General features: G+C 64.4%; 19 protein-coding genes. All 19 read left to right on the forward strand.

Features of this window, described 5'->3' with window-relative positions; genetic code table 11:
- Nucleotides 1-31 precede the first annotated feature (31 nt).
- The 19 genes from Q1A34_RS19695 to Q1A34_RS19785 all read left to right on the forward strand — a co-directional run bounded on the left by Q1A34_RS19695 (nucleotide 32) and on the right by Q1A34_RS19785 (nucleotide 24,526).
- The gene (locus tag Q1A34_RS19695) at nucleotides 32-793 is read left to right on the forward strand and encodes a bifunctional 2-polyprenyl-6-hydroxyphenol methylase/3-demethylubiquinol 3-O-methyltransferase UbiG (protein WP_300038590.1); all 762 of its coding nucleotides are present in this window, start codon (nucleotides 32-34) and stop codon (nucleotides 791-793) included.
- Entirely contained in the window at nucleotides 787-2,463 is a 1,677-nt protein-coding gene (locus tag Q1A34_RS19700) for a transporter substrate-binding domain-containing protein (protein ID WP_300038593.1), read from the forward strand. Before Q1A34_RS19695 ends, Q1A34_RS19700 begins: the two co-directional genes overlap by 7 nt.
- Nucleotides 2,460-3,140: a hypothetical protein gene (locus tag Q1A34_RS19705; RefSeq protein WP_300038596.1), complete on the forward strand. Its 681-nt coding sequence runs from the start codon at nucleotides 2,460-2,462 to the stop codon at nucleotides 3,138-3,140. The genes Q1A34_RS19700 and Q1A34_RS19705 overlap by 4 nt, the downstream gene beginning before the upstream one ends.
- 170 nt (nucleotides 3,141-3,310) lie before the next feature.
- Nucleotides 3,311-3,886: a DUF4255 domain-containing protein gene (locus tag Q1A34_RS19710; protein ID WP_300038599.1), complete on the forward strand. Its 576-nt coding sequence runs from the start codon at nucleotides 3,311-3,313 to the stop codon at nucleotides 3,884-3,886.
- Nucleotides 3,886-4,620 (forward strand): hypothetical protein, encoded by a 735-nt coding sequence (locus Q1A34_RS19715; RefSeq protein WP_300038602.1) that lies wholly within the window; start codon nucleotides 3,886-3,888, stop codon nucleotides 4,618-4,620. The genes Q1A34_RS19710 and Q1A34_RS19715 overlap by 1 nt, the downstream gene beginning before the upstream one ends.
- A 15-nt stretch (nucleotides 4,621-4,635) precedes the next feature.
- Complete coding sequence (locus Q1A34_RS19720) at nucleotides 4,636-6,978, forward strand: phage tail sheath C-terminal domain-containing protein (protein WP_300038605.1); 2,343 nt, start codon at nucleotides 4,636-4,638, stop codon at nucleotides 6,976-6,978.
- Between the two features lie 25 nt (nucleotides 6,979-7,003).
- A complete protein-coding gene (locus tag Q1A34_RS19725) occupies nucleotides 7,004-7,462 on the forward strand; it encodes a phage tail protein (RefSeq protein ID WP_300038608.1) in 459 nt (152 codons plus the stop codon).
- A gap of 4 nt (nucleotides 7,463-7,466) precedes the next feature.
- Nucleotides 7,467-7,922 carry a phage tail protein gene (locus Q1A34_RS19730; RefSeq protein WP_300038611.1) on the forward strand — a complete coding sequence of 152 codons (456 nt, stop codon included), beginning with the start codon at nucleotides 7,467-7,469 and terminating at the stop codon, nucleotides 7,920-7,922.
- Nucleotides 7,922-8,095, forward strand: coding sequence for a hypothetical protein (locus Q1A34_RS19735; protein WP_300038614.1), 174 nt, complete (start codon nucleotides 7,922-7,924; stop codon nucleotides 8,093-8,095). The genes Q1A34_RS19730 and Q1A34_RS19735 overlap by 1 nt, the downstream gene beginning before the upstream one ends.
- A 3-nt stretch (nucleotides 8,096-8,098) precedes the next feature.
- A complete protein-coding gene (locus Q1A34_RS19740) occupies nucleotides 8,099-8,785 on the forward strand; it encodes a peptidoglycan-binding protein (RefSeq protein ID WP_300038617.1) in 687 nt (228 codons plus the stop codon).
- Nucleotides 8,786-8,791: 6 nt separating this feature from the next.
- Nucleotides 8,792-10,558, forward strand: a complete 1,767-nt coding sequence (gene vgrG / locus Q1A34_RS19745) for a type VI secretion system tip protein VgrG (protein WP_300038621.1) — start codon at nucleotides 8,792-8,794, stop codon at nucleotides 10,556-10,558.
- Between the two features lie 60 nt (nucleotides 10,559-10,618).
- On the forward strand, nucleotides 10,619-10,882 hold the full coding sequence (locus tag Q1A34_RS19750; RefSeq protein WP_300038624.1) for a PAAR domain-containing protein: 264 nt from the start codon (nucleotides 10,619-10,621) through the stop codon (nucleotides 10,880-10,882).
- A 4-nt stretch (nucleotides 10,883-10,886) separates the two neighbouring features.
- Nucleotides 10,887-11,324, forward strand: a complete 438-nt coding sequence (locus tag Q1A34_RS19755) for a GPW/gp25 family protein (protein ID WP_300038627.1) — start codon at nucleotides 10,887-10,889, stop codon at nucleotides 11,322-11,324.
- Between the two features lie 6 nt (nucleotides 11,325-11,330).
- Nucleotides 11,331-12,305: a hypothetical protein gene (locus Q1A34_RS19760; protein ID WP_300038630.1), complete on the forward strand. Its 975-nt coding sequence runs from the start codon at nucleotides 11,331-11,333 to the stop codon at nucleotides 12,303-12,305.
- A 1-nt stretch (nucleotide 12,306) separates the two neighbouring features.
- Nucleotides 12,307-16,305: a hypothetical protein gene (locus Q1A34_RS19765; RefSeq protein ID WP_300038633.1), complete on the forward strand. Its 3,999-nt coding sequence runs from the start codon at nucleotides 12,307-12,309 to the stop codon at nucleotides 16,303-16,305.
- Nucleotides 16,302-17,165: a hypothetical protein gene (locus Q1A34_RS19770; RefSeq protein WP_300038636.1), complete on the forward strand. Its 864-nt coding sequence runs from the start codon at nucleotides 16,302-16,304 to the stop codon at nucleotides 17,163-17,165. The genes Q1A34_RS19765 and Q1A34_RS19770 overlap by 4 nt, the downstream gene beginning before the upstream one ends.
- Nucleotides 17,162-19,300, forward strand: a complete 2,139-nt coding sequence (locus tag Q1A34_RS19775) for a hypothetical protein (RefSeq protein WP_300038638.1) — start codon at nucleotides 17,162-17,164, stop codon at nucleotides 19,298-19,300. Before Q1A34_RS19770 ends, Q1A34_RS19775 begins: the two co-directional genes overlap by 4 nt.
- Entirely contained in the window at nucleotides 19,300-23,190 is a 3,891-nt protein-coding gene (locus Q1A34_RS19780) for a contractile injection system tape measure protein (protein WP_300038641.1), read from the forward strand. The genes Q1A34_RS19775 and Q1A34_RS19780 overlap by 1 nt, the downstream gene beginning before the upstream one ends.
- On the forward strand, nucleotides 23,183-24,526 hold the full coding sequence (locus Q1A34_RS19785; protein WP_300038644.1) for an ATP-binding protein: 1,344 nt from the start codon (nucleotides 23,183-23,185) through the stop codon (nucleotides 24,524-24,526). Before Q1A34_RS19780 ends, Q1A34_RS19785 begins: the two co-directional genes overlap by 8 nt.
- The last annotated feature ends 8 nt before the right edge of the window (nucleotides 24,527-24,534 follow it).

Here is a 24,534-nt window from a genome sequence, read left to right on the forward strand (position 1 = left end):
AACAGAAAGGCCCCGGACGGATACACCGCCTGTGACGCCGGGCGATGCCACGACGCGGGCCTCTTATCAGCTGTATTTCACCTCTGGTTTTTATGACCGGCGCTATCCGGCGCCGAACCGGACGATGTGGGGCCGGATTGCCGGGTTCCTGGGGCCCGGGGCATCGGTGCTGGATTTCGGCTGTGGCAGCGGGCGCTATCTGCTGCGCCTGCAGGGCAGGGTGGGTCGTGCCGCCGGTTTCGACGTGAGCCCCGCCGCCCTGGAGACGGTCCGCGCGCGGGCGGCTGAGCTGGGCTGGGAGGATCTGGCGGTGCTGGGCCCCGAGGCGGCAGACCTGGACAGGTATATCCGGGAACAGGGGCCGGTTGATCTGGTGCTCTGTCTCTTTGGGGTGCTGGGCCATATCACCGACACCGACGCGCGGGCGGATGCGCTGGAGCGGATGCGCCGTGCGCTCAGGCCCGGATCGGGGCGGATGCTGATTTCGGTGCCGAACCGCGCGCGCCGGTTCCGCCGGGAGCAGGCCACCAGCGCCCGCGACGGTCTGGTGCGCTATAAACGCCGCACAGAGGACGGCCAGGAGGTGGTGCTGAACTATCAGTTGTTTGATCCGCTGATGCTGACGCGCGAGCTGGTCGCCGCCGGGTTCAGCCTGGAGAACATCTGCTGCGAGAGCGTGCTGCCGGAAAGCTGGCTGCTGCACCACGCGGCGGCGCGCTGGATCGACGGGCTGCTGACGCCGCTTTGTCCGGCGCGCTGGGGTTACGGCATCTGCGCGGAGGTCTCATGCTGAGAGCGCTGGCGCTGATACTGGCCCTGACGGGTGCGCTGCTGCCGCAGGCGGGGCAGGCGCAGAATGTGCCGCCCGAACTGGTCGCGGAAATGCCACAGGAGGTGTCGAGCCGGCTGGCGCATATCCTGCAGCGCGGCACGCTGATTGTCGGGGTCAAGGATGACTATCCGCCCTGGGGCATGCGCAACGAGGCCGGCGCGCTGATCGGGCTGGAGCCGGATCTGGCGCGTGAACTGGCCGACCGGATGGGCGTGGAACTGGAGCTGCAGGCGGTGAATTCGGCCAACCGGATGGCACGGGTCAATCAGGGGGTTGTCGATGTGGTGATTGCCACCACCGGCGACACCGCAGAGCGCCGCCGCCAGGTCGGCATGCTGCAGCCGAATTACTATTCCAGCGGTGTCGTGGTGCTGACCCGCGAGGGCTATGATTTCAATTCCTGGGAAGAGCTGCGGGGCCGCAAGCTCTGTCTGAAGCGCGGGGCCTATTACAACCGCACGCTCGAGGAAGACTATGGGATCGACGGGGAGTATTTCAGCTCGAACCGGGATTCGCGGCTGGCGCTGCAACAGGGGCGCTGTGTCGGCTGGGCCTTTGATGACACGGCACTGGTGCAGCTGATCAACAGCCAGAACGATGCCGCGGCAGGCGCGGGGCAGGGCGCCAGCGGCACGTTCCGCATCATGGACGAGACGATCCTGGTATCTCCCTGGGCCATTCTGGTCGCAAAGGGCGAGGAAGACGCGCCTCTGGGCCGGTTCGTGTCGGACATGATCGGCGAGTGGCACGCGGCGGGGCGCATTCTGGATCTGCAGGACAAATGGGGCATCCCGCGCAGTGACTTTGTCGTGGCCAAACACGCGTTGTGGCGCGCGGTTCAGTTTGGCCGGGCGGTCTGTGCCCGCGATCCGGAGACCGGGGATCATCTGTATAAATGTCTCAACGAGGCCCCGCTGCAGAGCGCGCCTGATCCTGATCCGCCTGGCTGGATTGTCACCCTGTACGAGGTGACGGGGATCGACCTGCGCGCCGCCGCCAGCCCCTATAACTTGGAGCGTCTGCAGCGCGGGCTGATGCTGACCCTGGCGCTGAGCCTGTTTGCCATTATCGGCGCGCTGCTGGTGGGGGTCACCCTGTCGATGATGCATATCGTGCTGGCGGGTTTCGGGCTGATCGGGCGCATATTGCTGCTGCCCCAGAAACTGCTGGTCACGGTGGCGCGGATGACGCCGCCCATTCTGCAGCTTTATATCGTGTTCTTTGGCCTGGGCGGCATTCTGGGCAATTCGGGCGGGTTTTTGCCCGGCTCTTTCGCCATCGCGGTGGTGATCCTGTCGCTTTATGCCGGGGCCACCAATTCGATCATCCTGAGCCATGCGCTGGAGGCCGAGCGCGCGATCCATCCGGACAAAAGCGCGCTGGCGCTACTGCCGGGGGCGGTGTCGCGGGGGTTTGACGGGCTTGTGGCGGCCTGTGTGAACATCGTCAAGGGGGCGGGCATGGCCAGCGCCATCGCGGTGGGCGAGCTTATCTCTACCATCAACCTGCTGGTGTCTGAGGGGGCGGATACGACCACGCTGATGAACGGGCTGCTGCTGTTCTACTTTCTGTTCATTCTGGGCCTCGTCTGGCTGTTCAAAGCGCTGCGGCGCAGGATGGTGCGGTCATGATCCAGGCGCTTGCTGAAAAGATCCCGCTGCTGGCGTATCTTTATGATCTGCTGATTGCGCCCTGGAGCCCGGCGCTGGCCTTTACCGGGCATCTGGCGGGCGGTTTCACGATCAATCTGCTGATCTCGGTGGTGTCGATGACGCTGGGCACGGTGATCGGGGTGATCCTGGGGCGGATGCGGTTTGCGGGCGTCAGGGTGCTGGATGGCCCGTCCCGCCTGGCCACGAACATCTGCCGCAATGTGCCCAGCTTTGTGCTGCTGTTCTATATGGCATCGATGATCCCCAGCGAGGTGAATATCGCCGGTCAGATCATGGCGGTGCCGCTGTGGATCAAGGCGGCGCTGGCGCTGCTCTTTCCGGTGATCGGCTTTTGTTCGGACCAGTCCTGTGGCTATTTCGAGCAGCGCAAAACCGACCCTGCCGGCGCGCGCGAGACCTTTGTGATCGCCTGGACGCAGTATTTTCTGATCATCATCATGGCCTCTGCCACCGCCTCTGTCATCGGGGCGGACGAGATCGTGGGCCGGGCCAATTCGATCATTTCGCAGACCAATGACGACCAGCTGATGCTGAGCATCTATTTTTATGTCTCGCTGTGGTTTCTGGCCAGCGGTCTGCTGGTCACGGGGCTGATTAAAACAATTCTGAAACTTGGCCCAAAGGTAGAAAATTAGTCAGATGTACCCGGAAAAATTGAAAAAATGGCGGGACTCATATTGCTTTTGATCAACTCCTGGTTACGCTGCGGCAAGTTGCCACCGAAAGTAAGAGGTGCTGCCTTGCTTCCAGTTCGCCAGTGTTCCAGCCCAGTCGACCTCTGTGAGCGCGGAGGACCGGTACCGCTGTGATTGATCAGGCCCTGACCCTCGTGAGTGACCGGCTGAACGCGCATCTTTCTGCGCTGTTCTCGGTCTCGGAGGATCTGGTGGCCGTGGGCCCGCTGTCTGACGCAGAGGGCAAACCCACAGCAGAGGCGCGCAACCGGCTGACGCTGTTTCTGACCAATATCGCGCAGGATTCTGTACCGCGCGGAGGGCGTCCGCGCGGATCGCTGCAGATAGGGCAGGCGCCGCCTGTGCATCTGGATGTCTATTTCATGCTGGCTTCGGGCCACGACCCGGAGATCTATGGCGAGGGGCTCAAACTGATCTCGGCGGCGCTGATGTTTTTTCAGGCCAACCCGGTGATGACGCCGCAGCTGGTGCCGGAAATGCCGGACGGGATTTCGCAGCTGACGGTGGAAATCTCGAACCTGAAGGTCGAGGAAGTGGGCCAGCTCTGGGGCAATCTGGGGGGGCGCTATGTGCCTTCGGTCATGTTCAAGATGCGCTCGGTCATGATTGATGCCGGTGCGATCCGCTCGATTGTGCCGCTCATCCGTGCGCCGGGTGGCGAAACCAGACCCCGGGAGACAAGCTGATGACCTGGGCGGCAATTGCACAGCTGCGACTGGTGCACGACTATTATGCCCCGAACATGCCCCCGGTGACCGTGCGCCCGGCAGACCCGACCGCCTTTGACAAGGAGGGCCTGCTGCTGCGCCAGATGGGTCCGCGCGTTCTGGTGGTGGCCGAGGAGGACAATACCGAACTGCCCGAAAGCGTCACGCTGGATCTGGATGTGCAGAACCCGGATGTGATCGCGCTGACCGAAGGGGCCAGCTGGACGCATGTGCCGCAGATCGGTCTGCCGCTGCATCTGGACAATGCGCAGCTGAGTGCTGCCGGACCCTCGGACGTGCCGCAGCCCCCGTCGAGCCGGAAACTGGCGCAGGTGAGCATCGGGCTGAGTGCGGGCAGTCTGCGGCGGATGACCCTGCGCTGCGAGGCCGTCGCCTCGCACTGGGCCTATCATGTGACCGGCCCGGGCAGCGAAGAGGTGGTCATCGAGGATACCGAGGGCGCGGTGCTCTTTGATGCGCTGGGGGCCGTTGATCTGCCCGATGGCACGCCCGCCCATGTGATCCGCTCGCGCGATGCGCTGCCCGCCCGGGCGCGTCCGCTGCAGCGGTTCAGCCTGTCGCGTCCCGGCCCCTTTGGGCCGCGCACCCTTATTCCTGTGCTGCCCGCGCCGCAGCCGCTCTTTACCACGGTGCCCACCCCTGACGGGGCGGGGGCACTGATCCAATCCGACATTTACGTATCGATCTTTTAAAGGAGGACCCGCAGCATGGTCATGAAAACCCCCGGCGTCTACATTGTCGAGAAAAGCGCCTTTCCCAACTCTGTCGTGCAGGTAGCCACGGCAGTTCCGGCCTTTATCGGCTATACTGAAAAAGCAGTGAACGGGAATGTTTCCCTGCACGAGACCCCGATGAAAATCACATCGGTGTCCGAGTATCACGGCTATTTCGGGGGCGCGCCCGAGCCCTCGTTCAAGCTGCGCCCGTTCGAGGAGCGCACCGGCCAGCCTTATGGTGAGGATGCGGATATGGCCGCCGCCGCCGAACTGCCTCAGGCGGTGTTCACGGCCAATGGCCCTGCCGGGCCGGAAAAGTTCGAACTGGTTCAGACCAACACGGCCTATACGCTGTATTCGGCGATGCGGGCGTTCTTCCTTAATGGTGGCGGCAACTGCTATGTGACCTCGATCGGGTCCTATGCCGATCCGATTGATGCGGATGCGATGCTCAAGGCAATCAAGCGTCTGGAGAAAGAGCCCGAGCCCACGATGCTGGTGATCCCCGAGACCACCCGCCTGAACCGCCAGAACGGTGCCAAGGTCCAGCAGCAGATGCTGGCGCACTGCGGCTACACCATGAAAAACCGCTTTGCCATTCTGGACGTGCATGGCGGCTATCTGGACGAACGCAGCCCACGTGGCGATCCGATTGCACGGTTCCGCATGGATGTCGGTGCCAACTATCTGGATTACGGCGCGGCCTATTATCCCTGGCTGGACAGCGCGGTGTACCAGTCGCGTGACTTTACCTTCGAGAACATCGAGCTGGAAAGCCGCAACAAGTTCATCTCGCTGCTGAAACGCTCGGTGAATATGGACAAGGCGCTGGTGCCCGAGATCCTCAAGGTTGGCACAGCCGAGGTGACGGGTGACTTTACGATCTCTGTCACCAAAGGCGGGATTTCGGTGCTCAAGTCGACGGATATCCATGCCGCTGACGATCTGGCCGAGGCCGCAGAGCTTCAGTATATGATCGAGGGCGACGCCACGGCCCTGCAGGCCCAGATGAAGGGCAAGCTGGTCACCGGGGCCAAAAACGCAGGGGCCGAGGCGCTGGCCGCAGCCGATCCGGTCTTTTCCTTTACGCAAAAGGACATCGACGACGGCAAGATCCGCTTTGTGCACAACGGCAGCGAGGGATCGGGCGGATTCTTTGAACTGGTGATCACCGACAACGAGGGCGTGAAAACATCCGCGCGCAAGATTGTCGTGTCTGTCGGGTCGGACGTCATTGCCCTGCCTGATGTGGTCAAGGAAAAGCCGGTCAAAATCTCTGTCGCCGAAGAGGGCGTTGAGATCGAGGACGTTGTCCTGCTGGGCGCGGATCCGGTCGACGAAGTTGCCGAGAAAAACGGCTCTGACGCTGTTAAGACGGCGCGCCAGGCCCTGGCAGATGCCGCCGATGGTACTGATCTGGCGCCGCTGCAACAGGCCGTGGCCGATGCAGAGGCCGCAGCGGTTGCCGCTGTGCTGGACAAAACGGTGACCCGCAAGGGCGTCGGCGTCTGGAAGGTAGAGGGCACGGATGTCATCCTGGCCCCCAACAAGGAGTTCCGCGGCGCGGAAACCGCCGTGCGCTACAAGCTGGTTGTCGGTGGTGAGTTGTCTGAAGCCAAAGAGATCAAGGTCCTTGTGGACGGCATCACAGACGACAACCCGCCGCCTGATCCGATGACGGCGACAATCGACAAGACCATGCGGGCAACCGTGCCGCTCTATACGGATGTGATGAATGCCATCGCCGCCTATATGAACGTCATGCCCCCTGCCGCTGCCATGGCCGGTGTCTATACCGCGGTGGACAACACGCGCGGTGTCTGGAAAGCCCCCGCGAATGTCTCTGTGGCCGGTGTTACCGGACCGATGGTCAATATCGATCACGGCCAGCAGGAAAACCTCAACGTTTCCACAACGGGCAAATCGATCAACGCGATCCGGCCGTTTGTGGGCGAGGGGACCCTTGTCTGGGGCGCGCGTACACTCGACGGCAACAGCCTCGACTGGCGCTATATCAACGTGCGCCGCACGATGATCATGATCGAGGAATCGATCCGGCTTGCCGCCAAAGCCTATGTGTTTGAGCCCAACACGGCACAGACCTGGGTGACCATCCGGTCGATGATCGAAAACTTCCTGACTTCGGTCTGGAAAGCGGGCGGTCTGGCCGGTGCGGTGCCTACGGATGCCTTCAGCGTCCATGTGGGTCTGGGCGAGACGATGACGCCGGTGGATATCCTGGAAGGCAAACTGCTGATCACCGTTCTGGTGGCGGTCGTGCGTCCTGCGGAATTCATCGAGATCACGTTCCAGCAGCAAATGCAGAAATCATAAGTTTTGAACAGGAAGGAAATTTAATATGGCAGATGATGGTTCCGCCCAGACGAATGCGGTCTGGCCGCTTCCCAAGTTCCACTTTCAGGTAAAGTGGGACGATACGGAGCTGGCCTTTCAGGAAGTCTCCGGGCTCGACATCGAAAGCGAGGTTCTGGAGTACCGCGCGGGCAACAACCCGGTGTTCTCCAAAATCAAGATGCCGGGGATGATCAAATCCGGCAACATCACCATGAAGAAGGGCGTGTTCATTCAGGACAACGCCATCTGGGACTGGTTCGCTGAAATCCAGATGAACGTGATCAAACGCAAGGCGATCACGATCTCACTGCTGGATGAGACCCAGGCGCCCACGATGGTGTGGAAAGTGCAGAACGCGTTCCCGGTCAAGGTGACCAGCACGGATCTCAAGGCCGAAGGCAATGAGGTCGCGGTGGAGAGCATCGAGATCGCACATGAAGGTTTCGTGATCGAGAACGCGTAATCACATGGATCTGCTCAGCCCTCCTGTTGCGTTTCATTTTACGGTCATGTTCGTGGGAATGGTCCCGCCCGTGCCCGACATGGCGTTTCAGGAGGTTTCGGGCCTTGAAAGCGGTCTGGACACCGAGCCCGTGGTCGAGGGGGGAGAAAACCGTTTCGTGCATCAGCTGCCGAAGCCTGCCAAGCGCGGGAATCTGAAGCTGAAGCGCGGGATGTCCACCCAGGCCAGCGGTCTTGTGCAGTGGTGCAAATCGACCATCGAGGGCGATTTTGCCGAGGCCATCGTGCCCAAGGACATCACGGTGTCGTTGCTGAATCAAATGCGTATTCCGGTGGCCGTCTGGACCGTCGGGAACGCCTATCCGGTCAAATGGACGGTGGGGGGATTTGACGCGATGAAAAACGAACTGGCGGTCGAGACGATCGAACTGGCCTATACCACGCTGGTCAGGTCGGTCTGATGGCTGTGGAAATCGGAACGCTGGTGCTCAGGGGCCGGTTCGGGCCTGCGCGCGAGGATACGGGCGCACAGGTGCCCGATATGACGGAGGCTTTTGAAGAGCTGCGCCGCGATCTGCTGCGCGCGATGGACGAGCGCATGGACGAGGCCGCGCGCCGGAGCCGGGAGCGCTGATCCATGGCCAAGCTCAAGATCATCCGGTGCTCGATTGAAGCGAGCAAGATCGAGCCCAAAAGCGGTGCGGCTAACACCTTTGAGGCGACGATCAATCCTGAAAGCTACAGCCATAACTTTTCGCTGAAATACACCGGTACAATGGGCAAGGGCGACGGGGCCGTGGGCAAATCGGGTGCCATCCCGAAATATTCCATGGCTGATCCCGAAAAGATGAGCTTTTCGCTGACCGTGGATGGCACAGGTGTGGTGCCGGATGCCGCCGATCTGACGGTGGCGGACCAGATCGATCAGCTGCGCACCGTTTGTTATGATTACGACGGCGACGAGCACGAGCCCACGGCGGTCAAGATCATCTGGGGCAACGGGCTCAAGGAGTTCTTTGGCCGGCTGACGGATATGTCGGTGGATTACACGCTTTTCAGCCCGGATGGCACGGCCCTGCGCGCCAAGATCAAGCTGAACTTTATCGAGGCCCGCACCGCCGCCCAGGAAGCACTGGAGGCCAAGCGGCGCTCGCCGGACCTGACGCATGTGATCCGGGTACAGAGCGGCGATACGCTGCCGCTGCTGTGCCACCGCATCTACAAGGATGCGGGCAAGTACCTCGAAATCGCCGCCTTTAACGATCTCGACAATTTCCGGGACCTGGAGCCAAACACGCTCCTGCGGTTCCCGCCGATGAGGTGAGGGATCATGGCTGACAGTCCGGAAACAGGTTCAACAGGCCCCGTCGGGATCACCCTCAAGATCGAAGGGGCTGCCGTCTCTGACGAAATCCTTATAGCGTCGGCGCGGGTGCGCAGCGGTCTGAACCGCATCCCCGAGGCACAGGTCACCATTTTGTCCGGATCGTTGCAGACAGAGGATTTTTCCCAGCTCGACGCCGCAGACTTTGTGGCGGGCAAGGAAATAGAGATTGCCGCCTTTTACGGCGAAGGGGCGGAACAGTCGCTGTTCAAGGGGCTGATTATTTCGAGCCGCGCCAGGATCGACAGCAATACAGGTCTGCGTCTTGAACTTTATTGCCGCGACAAGGCCATCGGCATGACCGAAATCCGCAAATCGGTGCGCTATGAGGCGCAAAAAGACAGTGACATCATGTCGGCCATCATCGGCGATTTCGCTCTGACGGCGGATGTGGAGGCCACGACGGATACCGCCGCAGATAAGCTGCGCGCAGGCACAACCGACTGGGACTATCTGCGCCTGCTTGCGGACCGCAACGGCCAGGTGATCAGTGTCAGTGCAGGTAAGGTTTCTGTCAAAGCGCCGGATACCTCGGCGGCGGCGGGCCTGGAGGTCACCGTGGGTGCCGATGTTCTGGAGCTCGACATCGAGATTGATTCCCAGCGCATGATCAAATCGGCCAGCGCGACATCCTGGGACGACATCACACAGGAAACCGTGTCGGGCACCTCGACGACCGTGACCGGGCTGACACCGGATAATGTCACTGCCGCAAATCTCGCCAAAGTTCTCAGCGACCGCGAACATACAGCCTTTACCGCCGCAACAATTGCATCTGCCGAGCTGACCACGCGGAGCAAGGCGCGGACCACGCGGGCAGGTCTGGGGGCAGTGTCGGGGTCGGTTACCTATCAGGGAAACAGCACGGTTGAGCCGGGCAAAACCCTGGACATCAAGGGTTTTGGTGAACGCTACAGCGGCACAGGATATGCCGTCTCTGTCGAGCACAGAATAGAGACAGGCACCTGGCTGACAGTGTGCCGGCTGGGCCTGCCGCCGGACTGGACGTCTGACAGCGCGGGTTTTGCCAGCCCCGCAGCAGAGGCCATGAATACGCCGGTACACGGGTTGCAGATCGGCAAGGTCCTCGCTGTGGCCGAAGACCCCGATTCCCGGCTGCGCATCCAGATCCGCCTGCCCGTGGTCGGGGACCCGGCCGCAGAAGTCTGGGCGCGCTATGCGCAGCCCTATGCCTCGTCGGGTGCAGGTATCCAGTTTCTGCCCGAAGTGGACGACGAGGTGGTTGTGGCCTTTCTGAACGCTGATCCGGAAGCGCCGGTCATTGTCGGCTCGCTGCACAACGGAACCGCCGCGCGGCCGATCGAGGCCGAAGAGGACAATAACTTTAAAACGATCACCACCCGCTCGGAACTCAAGATGACCTTTGACGACGACAAAAAGATCATCACCGTCAGCACCCCGGGCGGGCATATCCTGACGCTGGACGACGACGCCAGCACCTTTTCCATGGTGGATATGAACGGCAATTCCATCGTCATGGACGACAGCGGCATCGCCATCACATCTGACAAGGACATTACCATTACGGCCACGCAGAACATCACGGCAGAGGCCACGCAGGATGCAACCATCGAAGGCATGAACATCACCTGCACGGCACAGACCGAACTGACGGTCGAGGGCAATGCAAGCGCCAAACTGTCGTCCGGGGGGCAGACCACGGTCGAGGGCTCGATCGTGATGATTAACTGAAGCGACACGACAACAAGAGGGGGGTCCGGGGGGATGCCACCAGCAGCAAGACTGACCGATATGCACACCTGTCCCGCAGTGAACGGGGTGGTGCCCCATGTGGGCGGCCCGATCGTCGGACCGGGTGAGGCGACGGTACTGATTGTCGGCCTTCCGGCGGCGGTGCAGGGCGATAACTGTGTCTGCGTGGGGCCAACAGCCTCGATCACCAAAGGCTCGGCCACGGTGATGATCGGCGGCAGCCCTGCGGCCCGGATGGGGGACACAACCGCGCATGGCGGCGTCATTGTCGCGGGCGCGCCAACTGTGATCATCGGGGGCTGAGAACATGGAAGAAAACGATCCAGGGTTCCTTGGCCGCGGCTGGCATTTCCCGCCCGTGTTCGACCCCGCAACAGGAGAAGTTCAGATGGTCCAGTCCGAAGAGGACGTGGCCGAGAGCCTGCGCATTCTGATGAACACGCGGCCCGGCGAACGGATCATGCAGCCCGCCTATGGCTGCCGCATCCATGACTATGTGTTCGAGCCGAACGACGCCGAAACCCAGGCCGGGATCGAAACCGCGATCCGCCAGGCCATTTTGTTTTTTGAGCCGCGCGTCACTCTGCACCGGGTTGAAGTGATCATGACAGACTGGCTGGAAGGCCGGATCGGCGTGATGCTGGATTACACCGTGGACCAGTCAAACTCGCGCTCGAACATGGTCTACCCGTTCTACATCCGCGAGGGCACGCTTGTGTCCGATACCCCGTTACCGGCGATCTGAGGGCACATGGCAATAGTTACCATAACTACTGTTATCAAAAAGACCAGCGCGGGCGCTGCCGTGCTCGCCCTGGCGGGGTGCGGCGTGTTTCCCGAAGACTTTCCCGTCGTGCCCGATGTGCTCAAGGAACAGGACACCGGGCGGTTCACCGGGCTGCCCCCCGCCCAGTCCTGCGACCGCAACGAAGTTAAGGACAAGAACATGACCGGCGCGCTGCTGCGTCAGTCCGAAGCGGCGGGTTTCGCCTTTGATATTGTCTATGTGACCGGGCGCAGCTCGCGGCTGGGGCTCGCGCCCGAGATTTCCTTTGCCGACCGGTCCGATGCGGACCTGCCCGAAGAGATCGAAGGCGCGGTGTTTCGCGGATCGCGCAAATCCACCGCCACGCAGCGCAGCGGTTTTGGCCCCGATGACACCCTGCCCAACGTCTATGACATCACCTATTCGGTCTGGGAAAAGAACTTTTCCGGGCCGGTCGTGCTGGGCCCTGGTGCTGTGGGCGCAGAGATCCCCACCACAGGCGCGTCCACATTCTCTGGCAGGATTGCGCTGCAGCTGATCACCGCAGACAAAGACGGCAACCCGGTGGAAACCAGCGCCACGGGCAGCTTCAGCCTGCGCGCGGGCTATGGATCGGGGCGGGCATCTTTTGCCGCCAGCGGCTTTGACGCCGATCTGCCCTTTGACAGTCTGACCTGGGAAAACCTCTTTCTGTGTGGCACGCGCTTTGTCAGCAGCGGCAAGGGCGTTGTTTCTGTGCGCACAGGCGACGGCCCCGCCCTGCCACCCTTTAAAACCGGGCGCGAACCTGTGCCCTTTACGGCTGTTTTCGAATCCTCGCAGTTTGCGCCCGAAGAGCGCCCCGGCCCGCCGGTTGCCGCCGGTGGTGTCTTTGCCATTGAAAGCGATGCGGGCACGCTGACGGCTGTGTTCCTCTCGGATCTGCCGCCCGCGGTCGAAGACGAAGAGGAGGCCGGATGACATGAGCCACCGCTGGCAGGACATCCGCGTGACCCCGGGATCGCTGGCCACCCAGCGGCTGCCGCGTGCCCTGTCGCCGCGCCGGTTCCGGATCAGGCACGACAGTCTGGCGGCGGCTTTTGCGGCTGCGGGCGCGCGTCTGGGGGCTGCGGATGTTGCTGTAGCGCGCACCGCCCGCCGGGCACCGCCCTGGGCGCGGCTTTTTCAGAATGAACCGGCCTATCTTTATGCCGAACTGCTGGCCTTCCGCGCAGATGATGCCGGTTTCGCCTTTGCCGAGGCGCTGGAGCAGGATCCGGGCCAGGCGCTGGTGCTGATCGGGCAACTGGCCACGCGGCTGGATGGCTGGCTGCAGCGGATCAGGATGGAACGCCCCGTCGTGTTCTCGCGCCAGCTCGAACAGCTCGACCGCGAGGCGGATCTGACAACTCTGGTACGGTCGCTGACCGGCGCGCAGCCCTCGGTGGTGCTGCGCCGTGCGGGCGAGCATCACACTGTGCGCGAGGCGGAACGCACCAAAGGCGCGCTCGTTGCCGCACGGGCCACCCGCGAACGTCTGCGCGCCATCCACACGGTGCTGCGCAACACGGTAACCGCGCTGCAACCGGTGGCGCAAAAGGCCTTTGACGCCCGCATTCATTCGGGTCAGATGGACCCCGGGCTGGGTCTGCTGGTGGCGGAACTGCGCACAGCGGCCCATGTGGATGCGGCGATCAACGCGCTGCCGGAGCGCCATACAGAGCTCTACTACCGTGACATCATCGGCCAGACACCCGCCGGGGCCAGCCCGGAGATGGTGCTGCTGGGTCTGGGTGCCGTGCCCAAACGCGGGCATCTGCCCCAGGGTGCCGGGCTGGAGGCGCTGTTGCCGGACGGCACGGTACAGCATTTCACCACAGAGGCAGCCGTCCCCGTCAGCACCGCGCGGATCAGCGATATCCGCACGCTCAGCTACGAGACCAACCCCGACATCTCTTATAACCGCGCGCTTGGCGGCATCACCGGCCTGCGCGCCGCCCATATCGGGCCACAGCCCGCCGCCGGCGCTGCGACGCTCTTTGACAGCGGGGCGGAGGTGCCGCTGAACACCGGGCTCGATATCTGCTCTCCGATGCTGTCGCTGGCCGAAGGCACCCGCCGTATCGAGGTCACGCTGCACATGAACCGCAGCTCCAGCCTGCCCGCCGGGTCGGACTGCGTCGCCTGCGATGATTTCCGCGCCCGCAGTGCACAGCGCGCAGAGGGCACGGCGCGCGATGTGCCGGACCTGCGCCGCCCGCTCGGCGCGGACCCCGAAAAATATGCGCCGGATGTGCGGCTGGCCCTGGCCGCAGATGCGGATCTGGTGCGCCTTTTCGAGCCGGGCAAGATTGAAACGGGCATCGACACGCTGACCCGTGACGTCACGGATTACGCGAAAGCCCATGCGCAGACGCCTTCTGTCTCGCTCATCTACCGCGTACTGATGGGCCGGGTCGAGCGCCCCGACCAGCTGCGCCTGTTGCTGGGGCGGATCGTGAAACTGTCGCTGATCGAACAGCACCCTTTCCCGGCCAACGACTACTGGGACCAGATCTATGCGCTGGTCGACCGCTTCCGCCCGGAGCTGACCGGTGCCCGCAAAGGGGCGGACCCGGATCACGGGCAAAGCTCGATGATCTTTTCGGCGTTTTCGCAAAAACCTGATGGCACCATCGATTATCCGCCCGAGGACGTGTTCCAGAGCCTGCTGGGCGATGCCTTTGACATCACGATCACGACCGATGACGGTCCGCGCCGCCCCGACATCATGCAGGTGCTGCCCATCCGCCGCAAACAAAGCGCGGGCGGACTGACCCTGAGCCTGCGGTTTGACGAGAGCGCCCCCGCCCTGACCGGGCCGGACCATGCCCCGCGCCTGGCCCTGCGCTATGCCACAGATTCGCGGCTCTGCCCGATCTCCTTTTTCGAAGACTACGCGCTGGAAACCATCACCATCCGCACCCAGGTCACCGGGCTGCGGCGGCTGGCGGCCTTTTCAGACGCGGGGCCGGTGGTGACAGACCAGACCTTTATGCCCTTTGGACCCCAGCCAACCGACGGGGCGACCTTTCAGGTCGGCTGCGCCGAGATGGCCCGCAAACCGGTCACAGAAATCGGGATCAGCCTGGGCTGGACCGGAATGCCCAACCCGGTGGGCGGCTTTGAAAGCCATTATGAGGCCTACGGCAAAGACGTCGATATTCCGGCGCCGGAGCTGACCGTGGAATACCTCAGCGGGGACGGCTGGAAACCGGTCAGCAACGGGCCGGTGCCGCTCTTTCAGAACGAGGAGGTCACCGGCGCGCTGCTGCCGGACTGGCAGTTTACCGGCAGGGTCACGGGACACTCTATCCCTGCAACCGGCGTTGTGACCGCCAGCGAATACCAGTCCCGCCAGACGATCCGCGCGGGCATGATCCGCATGCATCTTACCGGGACGGCTGGCGGCTTTCTGGCCAGCCAGTACCCGATGGCACTGGTCGATGCGATGCGACCCCGCCTTATTCCTCTGGGCGCGCGCAAGGTCCCGCCTGCGCCCTATGTTCCCAAAGTCAGCCGCTTTTCGCTGTCCTATACCGCCGAATCCACGATTGAGCTGAACGCGCCCGATGCTGCGCGCGCCGGCGAGACCGTGTATCAGGCCGGTCCGTTCGGGTCGGTCTGCGTCTTTCCCAAACGTATGCTGCGGCGCATCCGGCTGTTCCCCGAGCGTATGGGCTATGGCCATGTCGCTTTTCAGCTGACGGGCCGGGACGCCGCAGGCCCTGTGGCCGTTGCCTTTGACATGGCCCAGTCCGGGCACCTGCGCCTGGTGCCTGCGCCCAACCCACTGCGCTGGGTCTACCTGTCGGCCACAGGCTGGACCGATCTGCCGGAAACGGCGCTGTCCTCGGACACCACCGCCGGGCTGATGCGCTCTGGTCTCATTGTGATCGACCTGCCCGACGACGCGACAGATCATTCGCCGGAAATGCCCCCGGGCGGTGTCTGGATTGCCGCCGTGGCCACCCGGCCCCATCTGCAGATTTTCCCCGCGCTCAGCGCTGTTGCGGTCAACGGGGTCTGGGCGCGGCGGCAGGACGACACCTGGAAAGACTTTGGCACGCCGCGCACATGGTCCTTTGCCCCTGCCCGCCCCAGCCTGAATGCACCGTCAGAAATTGCCACCCCGGCAGAAATACGCCCGCCCGAACCCCCGGGCGCCTTTATCGCGCGGGTGGGCGAACGGCTGCGCCACCGGCGCCGCGCAGTACGGCCCTGGGACATGGAGCGCATGGTGCTCGAGGCCTTCCCCGAGGTCTGGATGGCCAAATGCCTGCCCCACCTCAGCCGCCACACGCCCGCACCGACGCCGGGCACGATCACCATGGTGGTCACGCGCAAACCGCCAACCGATGCAGCCCTGGACAACCCGGCACCAGCGCTCTTTGACGTGGCCACGCTGGAACGGATCAGCGCCTGGCTGCGCGACTATGTCACCGAAGAGGCCGCCGTCGATGTGGTCAACCCGACCTTTGAACGCCTGCAGGTACGGGCCAAACTCTCTGTCACGGCAGACCGCGAAAACGGTGCAATGGCCCAGATGCTGCGCCGGGATCTGGCGCGCTATCTGTCGGTCTGGACGGCAGACAGCTCGCTGGCGCGGTTTGGCTGGTCGCTGAATGTGCATATGCTGCGCGCCCATATCAACGGGCTGCCCTATGTCCGCGACATCACCGATTTCTCTGTGCTCCACCTCGCCGGAGACGACGGCCGCAGCTATCAACTGCTCGACACCGCACAGGCCGGGAACGACCCGCGCGGCGGTGGCTACGGGCCGGTTCTGACACCCCGGTTCCCCTGGAGCCTGCCGCTTTCAACACCCGATCACATACTCACAATCCTGCCAGAAATTCACGATGAAACGCCCGCGGCCGCCGGTATCGGCAGCCTGACCGTCGGCGACATGCTCATCGTAGGCCAGAGGACAATCCCGTGACCAAACAAGACCGCGCAACCCTCAAATCCTTCTTTCGCAGCGGGGCCCTGCCCACCGCCACGGAATACCGCGATCTGATCGACAGTACCGTCAACCAGGTTGATGACGGCTTTGCCAAGACCGACGCAGACGGGCTGCGGCTCAATTCGGTCGGCTCGTCGCTGCGGGTGCTCAGCCTGTATCAGGGGCTGGGCACGCCGAAACCCTCCTGGGTGCTGGAACATGGCGATGCGCTTGGCGCGCTGCATTTCCGGCCCGATCTGGGCAAGTCCGCACTGGAGTTCGACGGCGGCGCGGCCCCGGGCACGGACACATCCGGCGATCCGGCCATCGCCGGGCTCTCGATCACCCGCGACGGACGCGTCGGTGTTGCGCGCGAGGCCCCGGACTGGCGTCTGGACGTGGCAGGTGTGGCCCGGATGCAGGGCCGCATCGGGGTCGCCAGCCATAAAATCCCCTATGTCAAAGCGGACGGCAAATGGCACGACATCACCCAGGCAATGACCGGCTGTCAGTGTTTCGAGATCACCGCAGGCACCGGGGGCGACCCGCGCAAGGGGCGCTATTCGATGATGCACGCCATTGCGATGAACGCCTTTCACCCGCGCAACCCAATTCTCAACTGGCTGTTCCGCCGGCGTTCGATCAAAACGCAGACGGCGATGTATGGCTCCTATGCCGACCGGCTGCGGCTGCGCTGGGTCGCGGATGAACAGCAACACCATTTCCGCCTGCAGCTGCGCACCAACGCCAATTTCGGCGAGGGCAAAGTCGTGCGCTATTATCTGACCCAGCTGTGGTTTGACAGCCTGATGACCGGCGCGCGCGAAGGTGCTGACCGCGATGCGGGGGCGCTGTGACCGATACCTCTGATCCTCATACAGCGTTCTCCGAACTGCGGCGTGTGGCTGTTGATTATGCCCAGCAGGCCTCGGGCGAAATCTGGACGGATTTCAACCTGCACGACCCCGGCGTCACCCTGCTGGAGCAGACCTGTTTTGCCCTGAGCCAGGTGGCCTGGCAGGCGCAGCTGCCGATGCGCGATCTGCTGACCAATCCGCGCGGGCATTTCTGTTTTCACGATCTGGCTCTTTTCCGGCCCCGCAAGGTTCTGGGCACCCTGCCGGTTCAGCGTCGCGATCTGCAGACCTGGTTCGGGGCCTGTCCCGACATTGACCGCGTCGTTGTGGCCCCGCCCGATATGCGGCGGCCCGGGCTTTATGACTTTGTTATCGTCCCCTCTGATTTTGTGACCGCGAGCGCGGACCCGGTGGCCACTTTCCGTGACCGCTACCGCAATGCGCGCCCGCTCTGCACCGATCTGGGCCAGGTCGAGGTCGCGCAGGAAATCCGCGTGGTGCTCGAAGGTCAGGTCGAGATCACCGGTGAGACGCTGCCCGAAACGGTGGCGGCGGCCCTCTATCACGGTGTCTCGGATATTCTCAGCGGTGTGCGCAGCGACGACGAAGCCGCGCGCCGCACCGATGTCTGGGAGGCACCCGAACGCCTGCTGGCGGCCGCGCATACCGATGGGGCCCGCCCCGAGGATATCCGCGAACATCTCAACATGCTGCGCGCCCTGCCCGGTGTACGCGACATCGGGGCCCTGACCCTGCGCCAGCCTGTGGGCGTTCAGAAGGATACCTCGGGCGCGGTTTATTATCACTCTGTGCTGCCCCGCTCGGTCGGTCAGATCCGGCTGCAACTGACCCTGAACGGGGCTGCCGTCTCACTCGATCCCGCCCGCATCCGCGAGGAATACCGCCGCATCACGGCCGAGGCGATTGCCGCTGCGGTCCATCACGTGGATGCGCCCGACTGGGATGTGATGCGTCCCGGACGGCGGCGCAGTTTCGGCCAGTCGCATGTGGACAGCCTGCTGCCCGGGCTTTACCGCGCCGAGGGCTATTCGATGCACGACCCCGGCGCGCTGATCTCGGAATACCGCGAGGCCATCAACGGTGTGATCCGGGACATGATCGCCGATCTTGACGCCCTGCCCCGCCTTTTCACCGCAGCCCCCCGGCGCCAGACGGACGATCCCGAAGCGCACCGTTTGCGGGTGGAGCTTCTGGATTACCTGATTGCCCTGCAGGGTGCGGAAATGCCCGCCACCCGTCACAGCGGCGTGCATCACTACAGGTCCGTGCGCGGACGGCACCGCTTTGAAATCGCCTGGCGGCTGGAATATCTCTTTAGGCTGCCCTGGCTGATGAGTGCGCGCGCTACGGGCCCCGGGCCGGAAATCCCCGGCGGTTTTCTGACCGAACTGGCCATTCTGACCGATCTCGACCTGACAGAGGACGGCGACCAGACCGGCGTGCTGCGCGACTATGGCATCACCCTGGACGACGACGCGCCGACGGAGACCCCGGCAGAGGACGACAGGATCATTCTGATCGGGGCGCTCAATCCCTTTGACATGCTGGTGCCCGCCGATGACGGAGCCGAACCACTGCCCGCAGGCCAGCTCGCAGAGCTCTCGCCCTTTCTGCGGGACGGCACGCTCACCACCACCGCTTTTGCCCGCATGACGGACCCCGACAGCCTGGCCATCGCTCCCTATCCCGGCGGCAGCTGGCAGGTTCTTTATGACGCGGGCGACGGGGCCGACCTGCAGCGCTGCGCCGTGATCCGCGACAAGGACGAGGCGATGCAGACCGTGGCCCGGCTGCGCGCGACCTGGCGGCATCTGCACCGCGCCTGCGAGGCCGCACATCTGACCGAGGAAATTCTGCTGCGCGGCGAAGGCCCGGTCGAGGTTGCAAACAGCGCTGACCTGATGCTGCCCGGCTGGACAGCCCGCTGCAGCCGGCAAAGCTTTCGCAACTACGTCGAGGCGCTGGTGGAACAGCTGGCACCGGCGCACATCCACGTGCGCGTGCACTGGCTCGATTTTGCCGCCAGCACCCGCCTTGCGGAATGCCGTGCGGGGGGTGACCGCTACGCGCTGCGCGACTTTGTGCATGCCCTGCCCCGGGACGGGTCCGGCTGATGGCCGCCCCTGCCCCCATAGCCTCTGCGCCGCCGGCCTCTCCGCGTGTGGATACGGTCGAGGCAGACTTCGAGGTGACCGCCCCGCGCGGCCCGCTCTCCTCTCCCGAACAGCTGCTCGATGCTGTGCGACGCGAGATTCTGCCTGCCCTGTCGGATCTGCTGGAAAGCCCCTCCTGGCGCGACATCGACATTCAGGTGCCACAGATTGAAATCGACCTCGGCGACTGGCCCGATGATCCGGTCTGGTCAGAAGTCCGCTGGTTTCTCGCCCGCAGGTTGGAAACCGCACTGGCCCCCTGGGTCACACAGGCCCGGTTGCAGGACGCGGCGGCTGTGGGTGCAGGCACCGGTGATCCGCAGCGCGCTTTCGCCCGGGTCCCGCCCGGCCGGATGGCAGGGGGAACTGCGGCGGCCAATGATGCAGGGCCCGCAGCAACGCCGCAGGGCCAGACCGACACCGGTGTGGGAATCGGCGAGGAGGCAGCGGGCCGGACCATCCCCGGGTCTGGTGCCGGTCAGGCGTTGACCGACCCCGGACATCAGGCAGGCCAGCCTCCCCACATCACCACAGCGGCCCCGCTGTCCGACAACGAACAGGCGACCATCACCGGTTTTTCCCAGTGGCTGAACGCACAGTCACCGGGCACCGACAGCGAAACACTGAAACAGCATCTCGACCGGCACCCGGATCAGGCCCGGGCTCTGCGGCGCTGGCTGTCCGGCGCAAAGGGCACAACCCAACCCGGTACACCCGGCCAAAACGCCACAAATCCGGGCCTTACAACAGACCCGGAGACACTGGCACGGCTGCGCGACATTCTGATGCCTGGCGATAACGGCTTCCCCGGAATCGCTCCGACCATGACGACCGACCGGGCCGGCGGGTCAGCAGCGCACGACGGCCAGTCCCTTGCCGACCGCATTGACCAGCTCAGCGACACAGGCATCACCGATCTTCCCGCCCTTTTACAGCGTCTCGCCGATGACCTGCAGCAGCCGCCGGGCCTCCCCGCTCTGCCTGCTTTTCTGCAGGCCATGATGGTGCGCGGCACCTCCGCACCGACGCTCACTGAGGGCGAAATCCAGCAGCCACCGGGTGACGATACATACGCATCCGTATTGCCAGCGGCACTGGCAGACAGTGAAAGCCGCATTGTTACCAGTCTGGTGCAAACCGGGTTAACCCGGGCGGAAGCGGGCCGCGTGGCCGCCCGGCTTCTGGCACGGCTTGCGGTGGCAACCCCTGCCCTGCTGCCTGCGACGGCGCGGGGTTCAGACAGGCCGGATGCTGGCACGCACGAGGGACAGACCGGACCCGCTCCTGCCGCGCCCCCGCCTCCCCACCAGAAAGCTACGGACAGCCGTCAACAACCATCGCGCCGACTGACGCTCGCCCCCGGCACCAAAGACACGGAAACAGAAACGGACAGCCCCCAGGCAACGAATGCGGCGCAATCCGCCGACCGTCCTGCCCGCCAGGCACCCCGCGCCACAGAACAGATCCCGGCGCAGACTTCAGGCTACCAGCCAGACGCTGCATCGCGCAGCCCCCACCAGCCAGACCCGAAGCTGACTGGTTTTCCTGCGCTTTTTCTTTCCCCTGAGACCGACCGGATCGCCGCTCTGACACAGCCGGGCCTGAACCGCGATGACCTGCGCGCGGTGTTTGCCGCCGACCCCGTCGCACTCCACGACACCCTGACCCGGATGACGACCGTGCAGCTGGTGCATCTGACCCACATCATGCTGCCCCCTGCTGCCGGTCTGCTGCGCGACCGCATCAAACAGCTCGCCCGCCAGGCAAAAACCCCCGTTGCGGCGCTGACCGAAGCCCTGACCGCGTTGCTGTCCGATCAGCCGCTGGATTTCGAGATGCTGGCGCAGACAGAGCAGCCGACCGCTCCCCAGCCCACACCGGATGCGTCAGGTACAGGCCAGGCGGACGCTTCTGCGGTTTTCCAATCAGTCCGCGGTGCCAGACAACAAAGCGCGGGCCCTGCAGACAGGACGCCCCGCCCGGATCACGTCTCCAAGACATCCACCACCGGTCCTGCCGATGCATCGCAGGCGCAACCTTCCGCCCCCCGCCCGGAAACCGGCACCACCCCGCAAACAGATACCCCACAGCCTGCTGCGACGGACCCCACCCGGCACCACACGGTCGCAGAATCACCCGGTGATCCGCTGGCCGAACTGCTGCGCGCGACAGGGCTGACGGCAGCGGAAACCCGGCGCGTGCTGATGGCCGGGCATGGCGGCGACGCCGCGCTGGCAGAGGCGTCGGCGGCCACCACCGCCGGGGACGCCACGACCGCGCAGCCAGCCAGTGACACCTTAGCCCCCACTGATCCGGCGGAGCCATCAGACGCAGCCACCGCCCGGGACACGCGGGCAGATGATCCGCCATCCGGGCGGGCCCGCAGGGCGCAGGATGAATCCCCCCGCGCAACCGCGCCGCAAGGCGATGCACTGCATACCGAAACACCCGGTCCGGACCCGTCGGGAGCCGTGTCGGAAACCGGGCAGCCCACCAAAGAAACCACACAGAATACAACCGCTGCGCCGCAACCGCCCCGGGCACAAGAACCCGCCGACCCGGCAGGTCAGACCGCAGCGGATGACACCGGCAAACACCCTGCGCGCGGGGCAGCCCCGGCGGCCCGGACCAGCGCCACAGACACCGCGCCGGACAAAGGCGACCCGTCGCGCACCACTGGCCCCTCCGACACTGCAGACACCCGCAACACGGCTCCTGAAACCGCAGACACAGGCGACAGCACCGCACAGCAGACGACGGCAACCCCACCGGAGGGGGATCGGGCCCGCGATGACGGGCAGCCCCCCGCCACCTCAACAGCACCTGCGTCAGCCCAGGCCGCGGACAGGCCGCAGAGCGATGACACAGGACGCCCGAGGTCTGACGCGGCCCTGCTGGCGCATCTGAAAGCCGTGGCCGAGGCCGCGCAGCCTGTTGCCGACAGCACGCTGACCGCAGCGCTCCACCTGATTGACAGGCTCTGGCCCGGGCGCGGGCCCGACGATCCGCCTCAGGCCGAATTCCCGCTGATGCGCAGCCTGCTGGCCAACACAACCCGGCCCGCCACGCCCGGTCAGTCCCTCGCCGCCCGGCTGGGTGACCTGCTGCCGGGACTGGAGCGGGATGAAAACCGCCGCATCCTGGCGCTGCGCACCGTCTCTGCCCGCCTCGGGATGATGAGCGCACCGGATCTGACCGGCCTGCGCGCCCAGACCCGCAACGCCATCGAAAGCCTGCTGCGCGGTGACCCGTCCGGCCCCGACGCTACTGACACCACCCGCCCGGCAGCACCCGCGCCGCAACAGCCCCCCGCCCGGCCCGGCCCGCAGAGCGACAGCGAAACCCTGCTGGTGAGCGAAACGGCGGGGCTGGTGCTGCTGCACCCGTTCTACACGCTGCTCTTTGACCGGCTGGAGCTGCCGCGCCAGGGCAAAAAGCTTGATCCCGGCGCTCTGCCCGCCGCCCGCGGTATCCTGCAAAACCTCGCGGGCACCTCAGGCACAATCGCCCCCGATCCGCTGCACCAGGTGCTGCTGGGTGTCGACCCGGGCGCGCCGCTGCCCGAGCCTACCGCCCCTGATACCGCCGCGTGTGACCTGATGGACGGGCTGCTGCGATCGGTGATTGACCGCTGGGCCCGGCTGGGGGCGACCTCTCCGGACGGGCTGCGCGAAGCCTTTCTGCGCCGCACCGGCACCCTGCGCAGGGACGCCACAGGGGTGCATCTGCGCGTCACGCCCGGCCCCTTTGATATGCTGCTCGACAGCCTGCCCTGGAGCCCCGGTCCCGTGACCCTGCCCTGGATGCCGCTGCCCTGTCACGTGCACTGGCGGGAGGATGAAGATGAATGATGCCACCGCCGCCAGCGCCGTGACCCGGGCCAATGCCGACGCCATCTCGCGCGAGATCAGCTGGCTGGAAAAAGTGATCGAAGCCCGGCTGGGGCACTTTTTCGACGGCACCACCACGCCCTTTGCTGTGCCCCCCGCGCCCACGCAGGAGCGGGGCACGGTCCTTGGTGATCTGATCGCGCGCACCGGCATGAACACCTCTGCGCGCATGGTGCTGGCCCTGGCTGTGGCCCCGCACGTCAATTCTGCCGTGCTCGACCCCTTTTATGTGAAAAACTCCGCCATCGACCGCGCCTTTTCGCAGTTCGGCGGCCACCCGGATGCCGGGGCCGCCTTTATCCCTTCGGTGGAAACCGCGCTCTTTCTTATTGCAGGCACAGATACCGCCGCACGCATCGGCGCGATGCAGCTTTTTGACCCCGACCACCCCCTGCGGCTGAGCGCGGGCGTGACACTGACCCAGACACCGCCCTCACAGGTCAGCCGCCTCGACATCCCTGTCCACCGGGTCGTGGCGCTCTGCGACGGCAAACCGCCCCGGCCCGATTTCTCGCCGAATTTCCCGGCCCGGCGGCTGACCACAAAACTGAGATGGGATGACCTCATCCTGCCCGCAGGCGTGCGCGACCAGCTGCAGCACATTCTGTCCTGGCTGGAAAACCGCGACCAGATCCTGGATGACTGGGGCATGGAACGGGTGTTCGGGCGCGGCTACAAGGCGCTGTTTTATGGCCCGCCCGGCACGGGCAAGACGCTCACCGCCACCCTGCTGGGCCAGCGCACCGGGCTCGATGTCTACCGGGTCGATCTGTCGATGGTTGTTTCCAAATACATCGGCGAGACCGAGAAAAACCTCGGTCTGATCTTTGACATGGCCGCCGAACGCGACTGGATCCTCTTTTTCGACGAGGCCGACGCACTGTTCGGCACCCGCACCGCAACGGCCAGTTCCAACGACCGCCACGCCAACCAGGAAGTCTCCTACCTGCTGCAGCGCATCGAGGAATGTCAGAGCCTGGTGATCCTGGCCAGCAACCTGCGCAGCAACATCGATGATGCGTTTTTCCGCCGGTTCCAGAGTGCAGTGGGCTTTGCCCGCCCGACCGTGCCGGAACGGCTGCAACTATGGCAGAACACCCTGTCGACGGTGCCGGTGGCCGAAGACGTCAGCCTGCGCAGGCTGGCGCGCGATCACGATCTGTCGGGGGCCGCGATTGCAAACATTGTGCGACATGCCGCCGTCAGCGCCCTGCGGCGCGAGGGTGAAACGGTCGCCACCGAAGATATCAAATCCGCCATCACGGCGGAAATGCGAAAAGAAGGACGTACATCATGACCTGCCTG

This window comes from uncultured Roseobacter sp., from assembly GCF_947491795.1.
GTDB lineage: Bacteria > Pseudomonadota > Alphaproteobacteria > Rhodobacterales > Rhodobacteraceae > Roseobacter.

Coding starts and splice junctions, on each gene's coding strand:
- Q1A34_RS19700 (WP_300038593.1), top strand. CDS start 787: ATGCTGAGAGCGCTGGCGCTGATACTGGCCCTGACGGGTGCGCTGCTG.
- Q1A34_RS19755 (WP_300038627.1), top strand. CDS start 10,887: ATGGAAGAAAACGATCCAGGGTTCCTTGGCCGCGGCTGGCATTTCCCG.
- Q1A34_RS19720 (WP_300038605.1), top strand. CDS start 4,636: ATGGTCATGAAAACCCCCGGCGTCTACATTGTCGAGAAAAGCGCCTTT.
- Q1A34_RS19735 (WP_300038614.1), top strand. CDS start 7,922: ATGGCTGTGGAAATCGGAACGCTGGTGCTCAGGGGCCGGTTCGGGCCT.
- Q1A34_RS19705 (WP_300038596.1), top strand. CDS start 2,460: ATGATCCAGGCGCTTGCTGAAAAGATCCCGCTGCTGGCGTATCTTTAT.
- Q1A34_RS19715 (WP_300038602.1), top strand. CDS start 3,886: ATGACCTGGGCGGCAATTGCACAGCTGCGACTGGTGCACGACTATTAT.
- Q1A34_RS19740 (WP_300038617.1), top strand. CDS start 8,099: ATGGCCAAGCTCAAGATCATCCGGTGCTCGATTGAAGCGAGCAAGATC.
- Q1A34_RS19725 (WP_300038608.1), top strand. CDS start 7,004: ATGGCAGATGATGGTTCCGCCCAGACGAATGCGGTCTGGCCGCTTCCC.
- Q1A34_RS19750 (WP_300038624.1), top strand. CDS start 10,619: ATGCACACCTGTCCCGCAGTGAACGGGGTGGTGCCCCATGTGGGCGGC.
- Q1A34_RS19730 (WP_300038611.1), top strand. CDS start 7,467: ATGGATCTGCTCAGCCCTCCTGTTGCGTTTCATTTTACGGTCATGTTC.
- Q1A34_RS19765 (WP_300038633.1), top strand. CDS start 12,307: ATGAGCCACCGCTGGCAGGACATCCGCGTGACCCCGGGATCGCTGGCC.
- Q1A34_RS19785 (WP_300038644.1), top strand. CDS start 23,183: ATGAATGATGCCACCGCCGCCAGCGCCGTGACCCGGGCCAATGCCGAC.
- vgrG (WP_300038621.1), top strand. CDS start 8,792: ATGGCTGACAGTCCGGAAACAGGTTCAACAGGCCCCGTCGGGATCACC.
- Q1A34_RS19780 (WP_300038641.1), top strand. CDS start 19,300: ATGGCCGCCCCTGCCCCCATAGCCTCTGCGCCGCCGGCCTCTCCGCGT.
- Q1A34_RS19760 (WP_300038630.1), top strand. CDS start 11,331: ATGGCAATAGTTACCATAACTACTGTTATCAAAAAGACCAGCGCGGGC.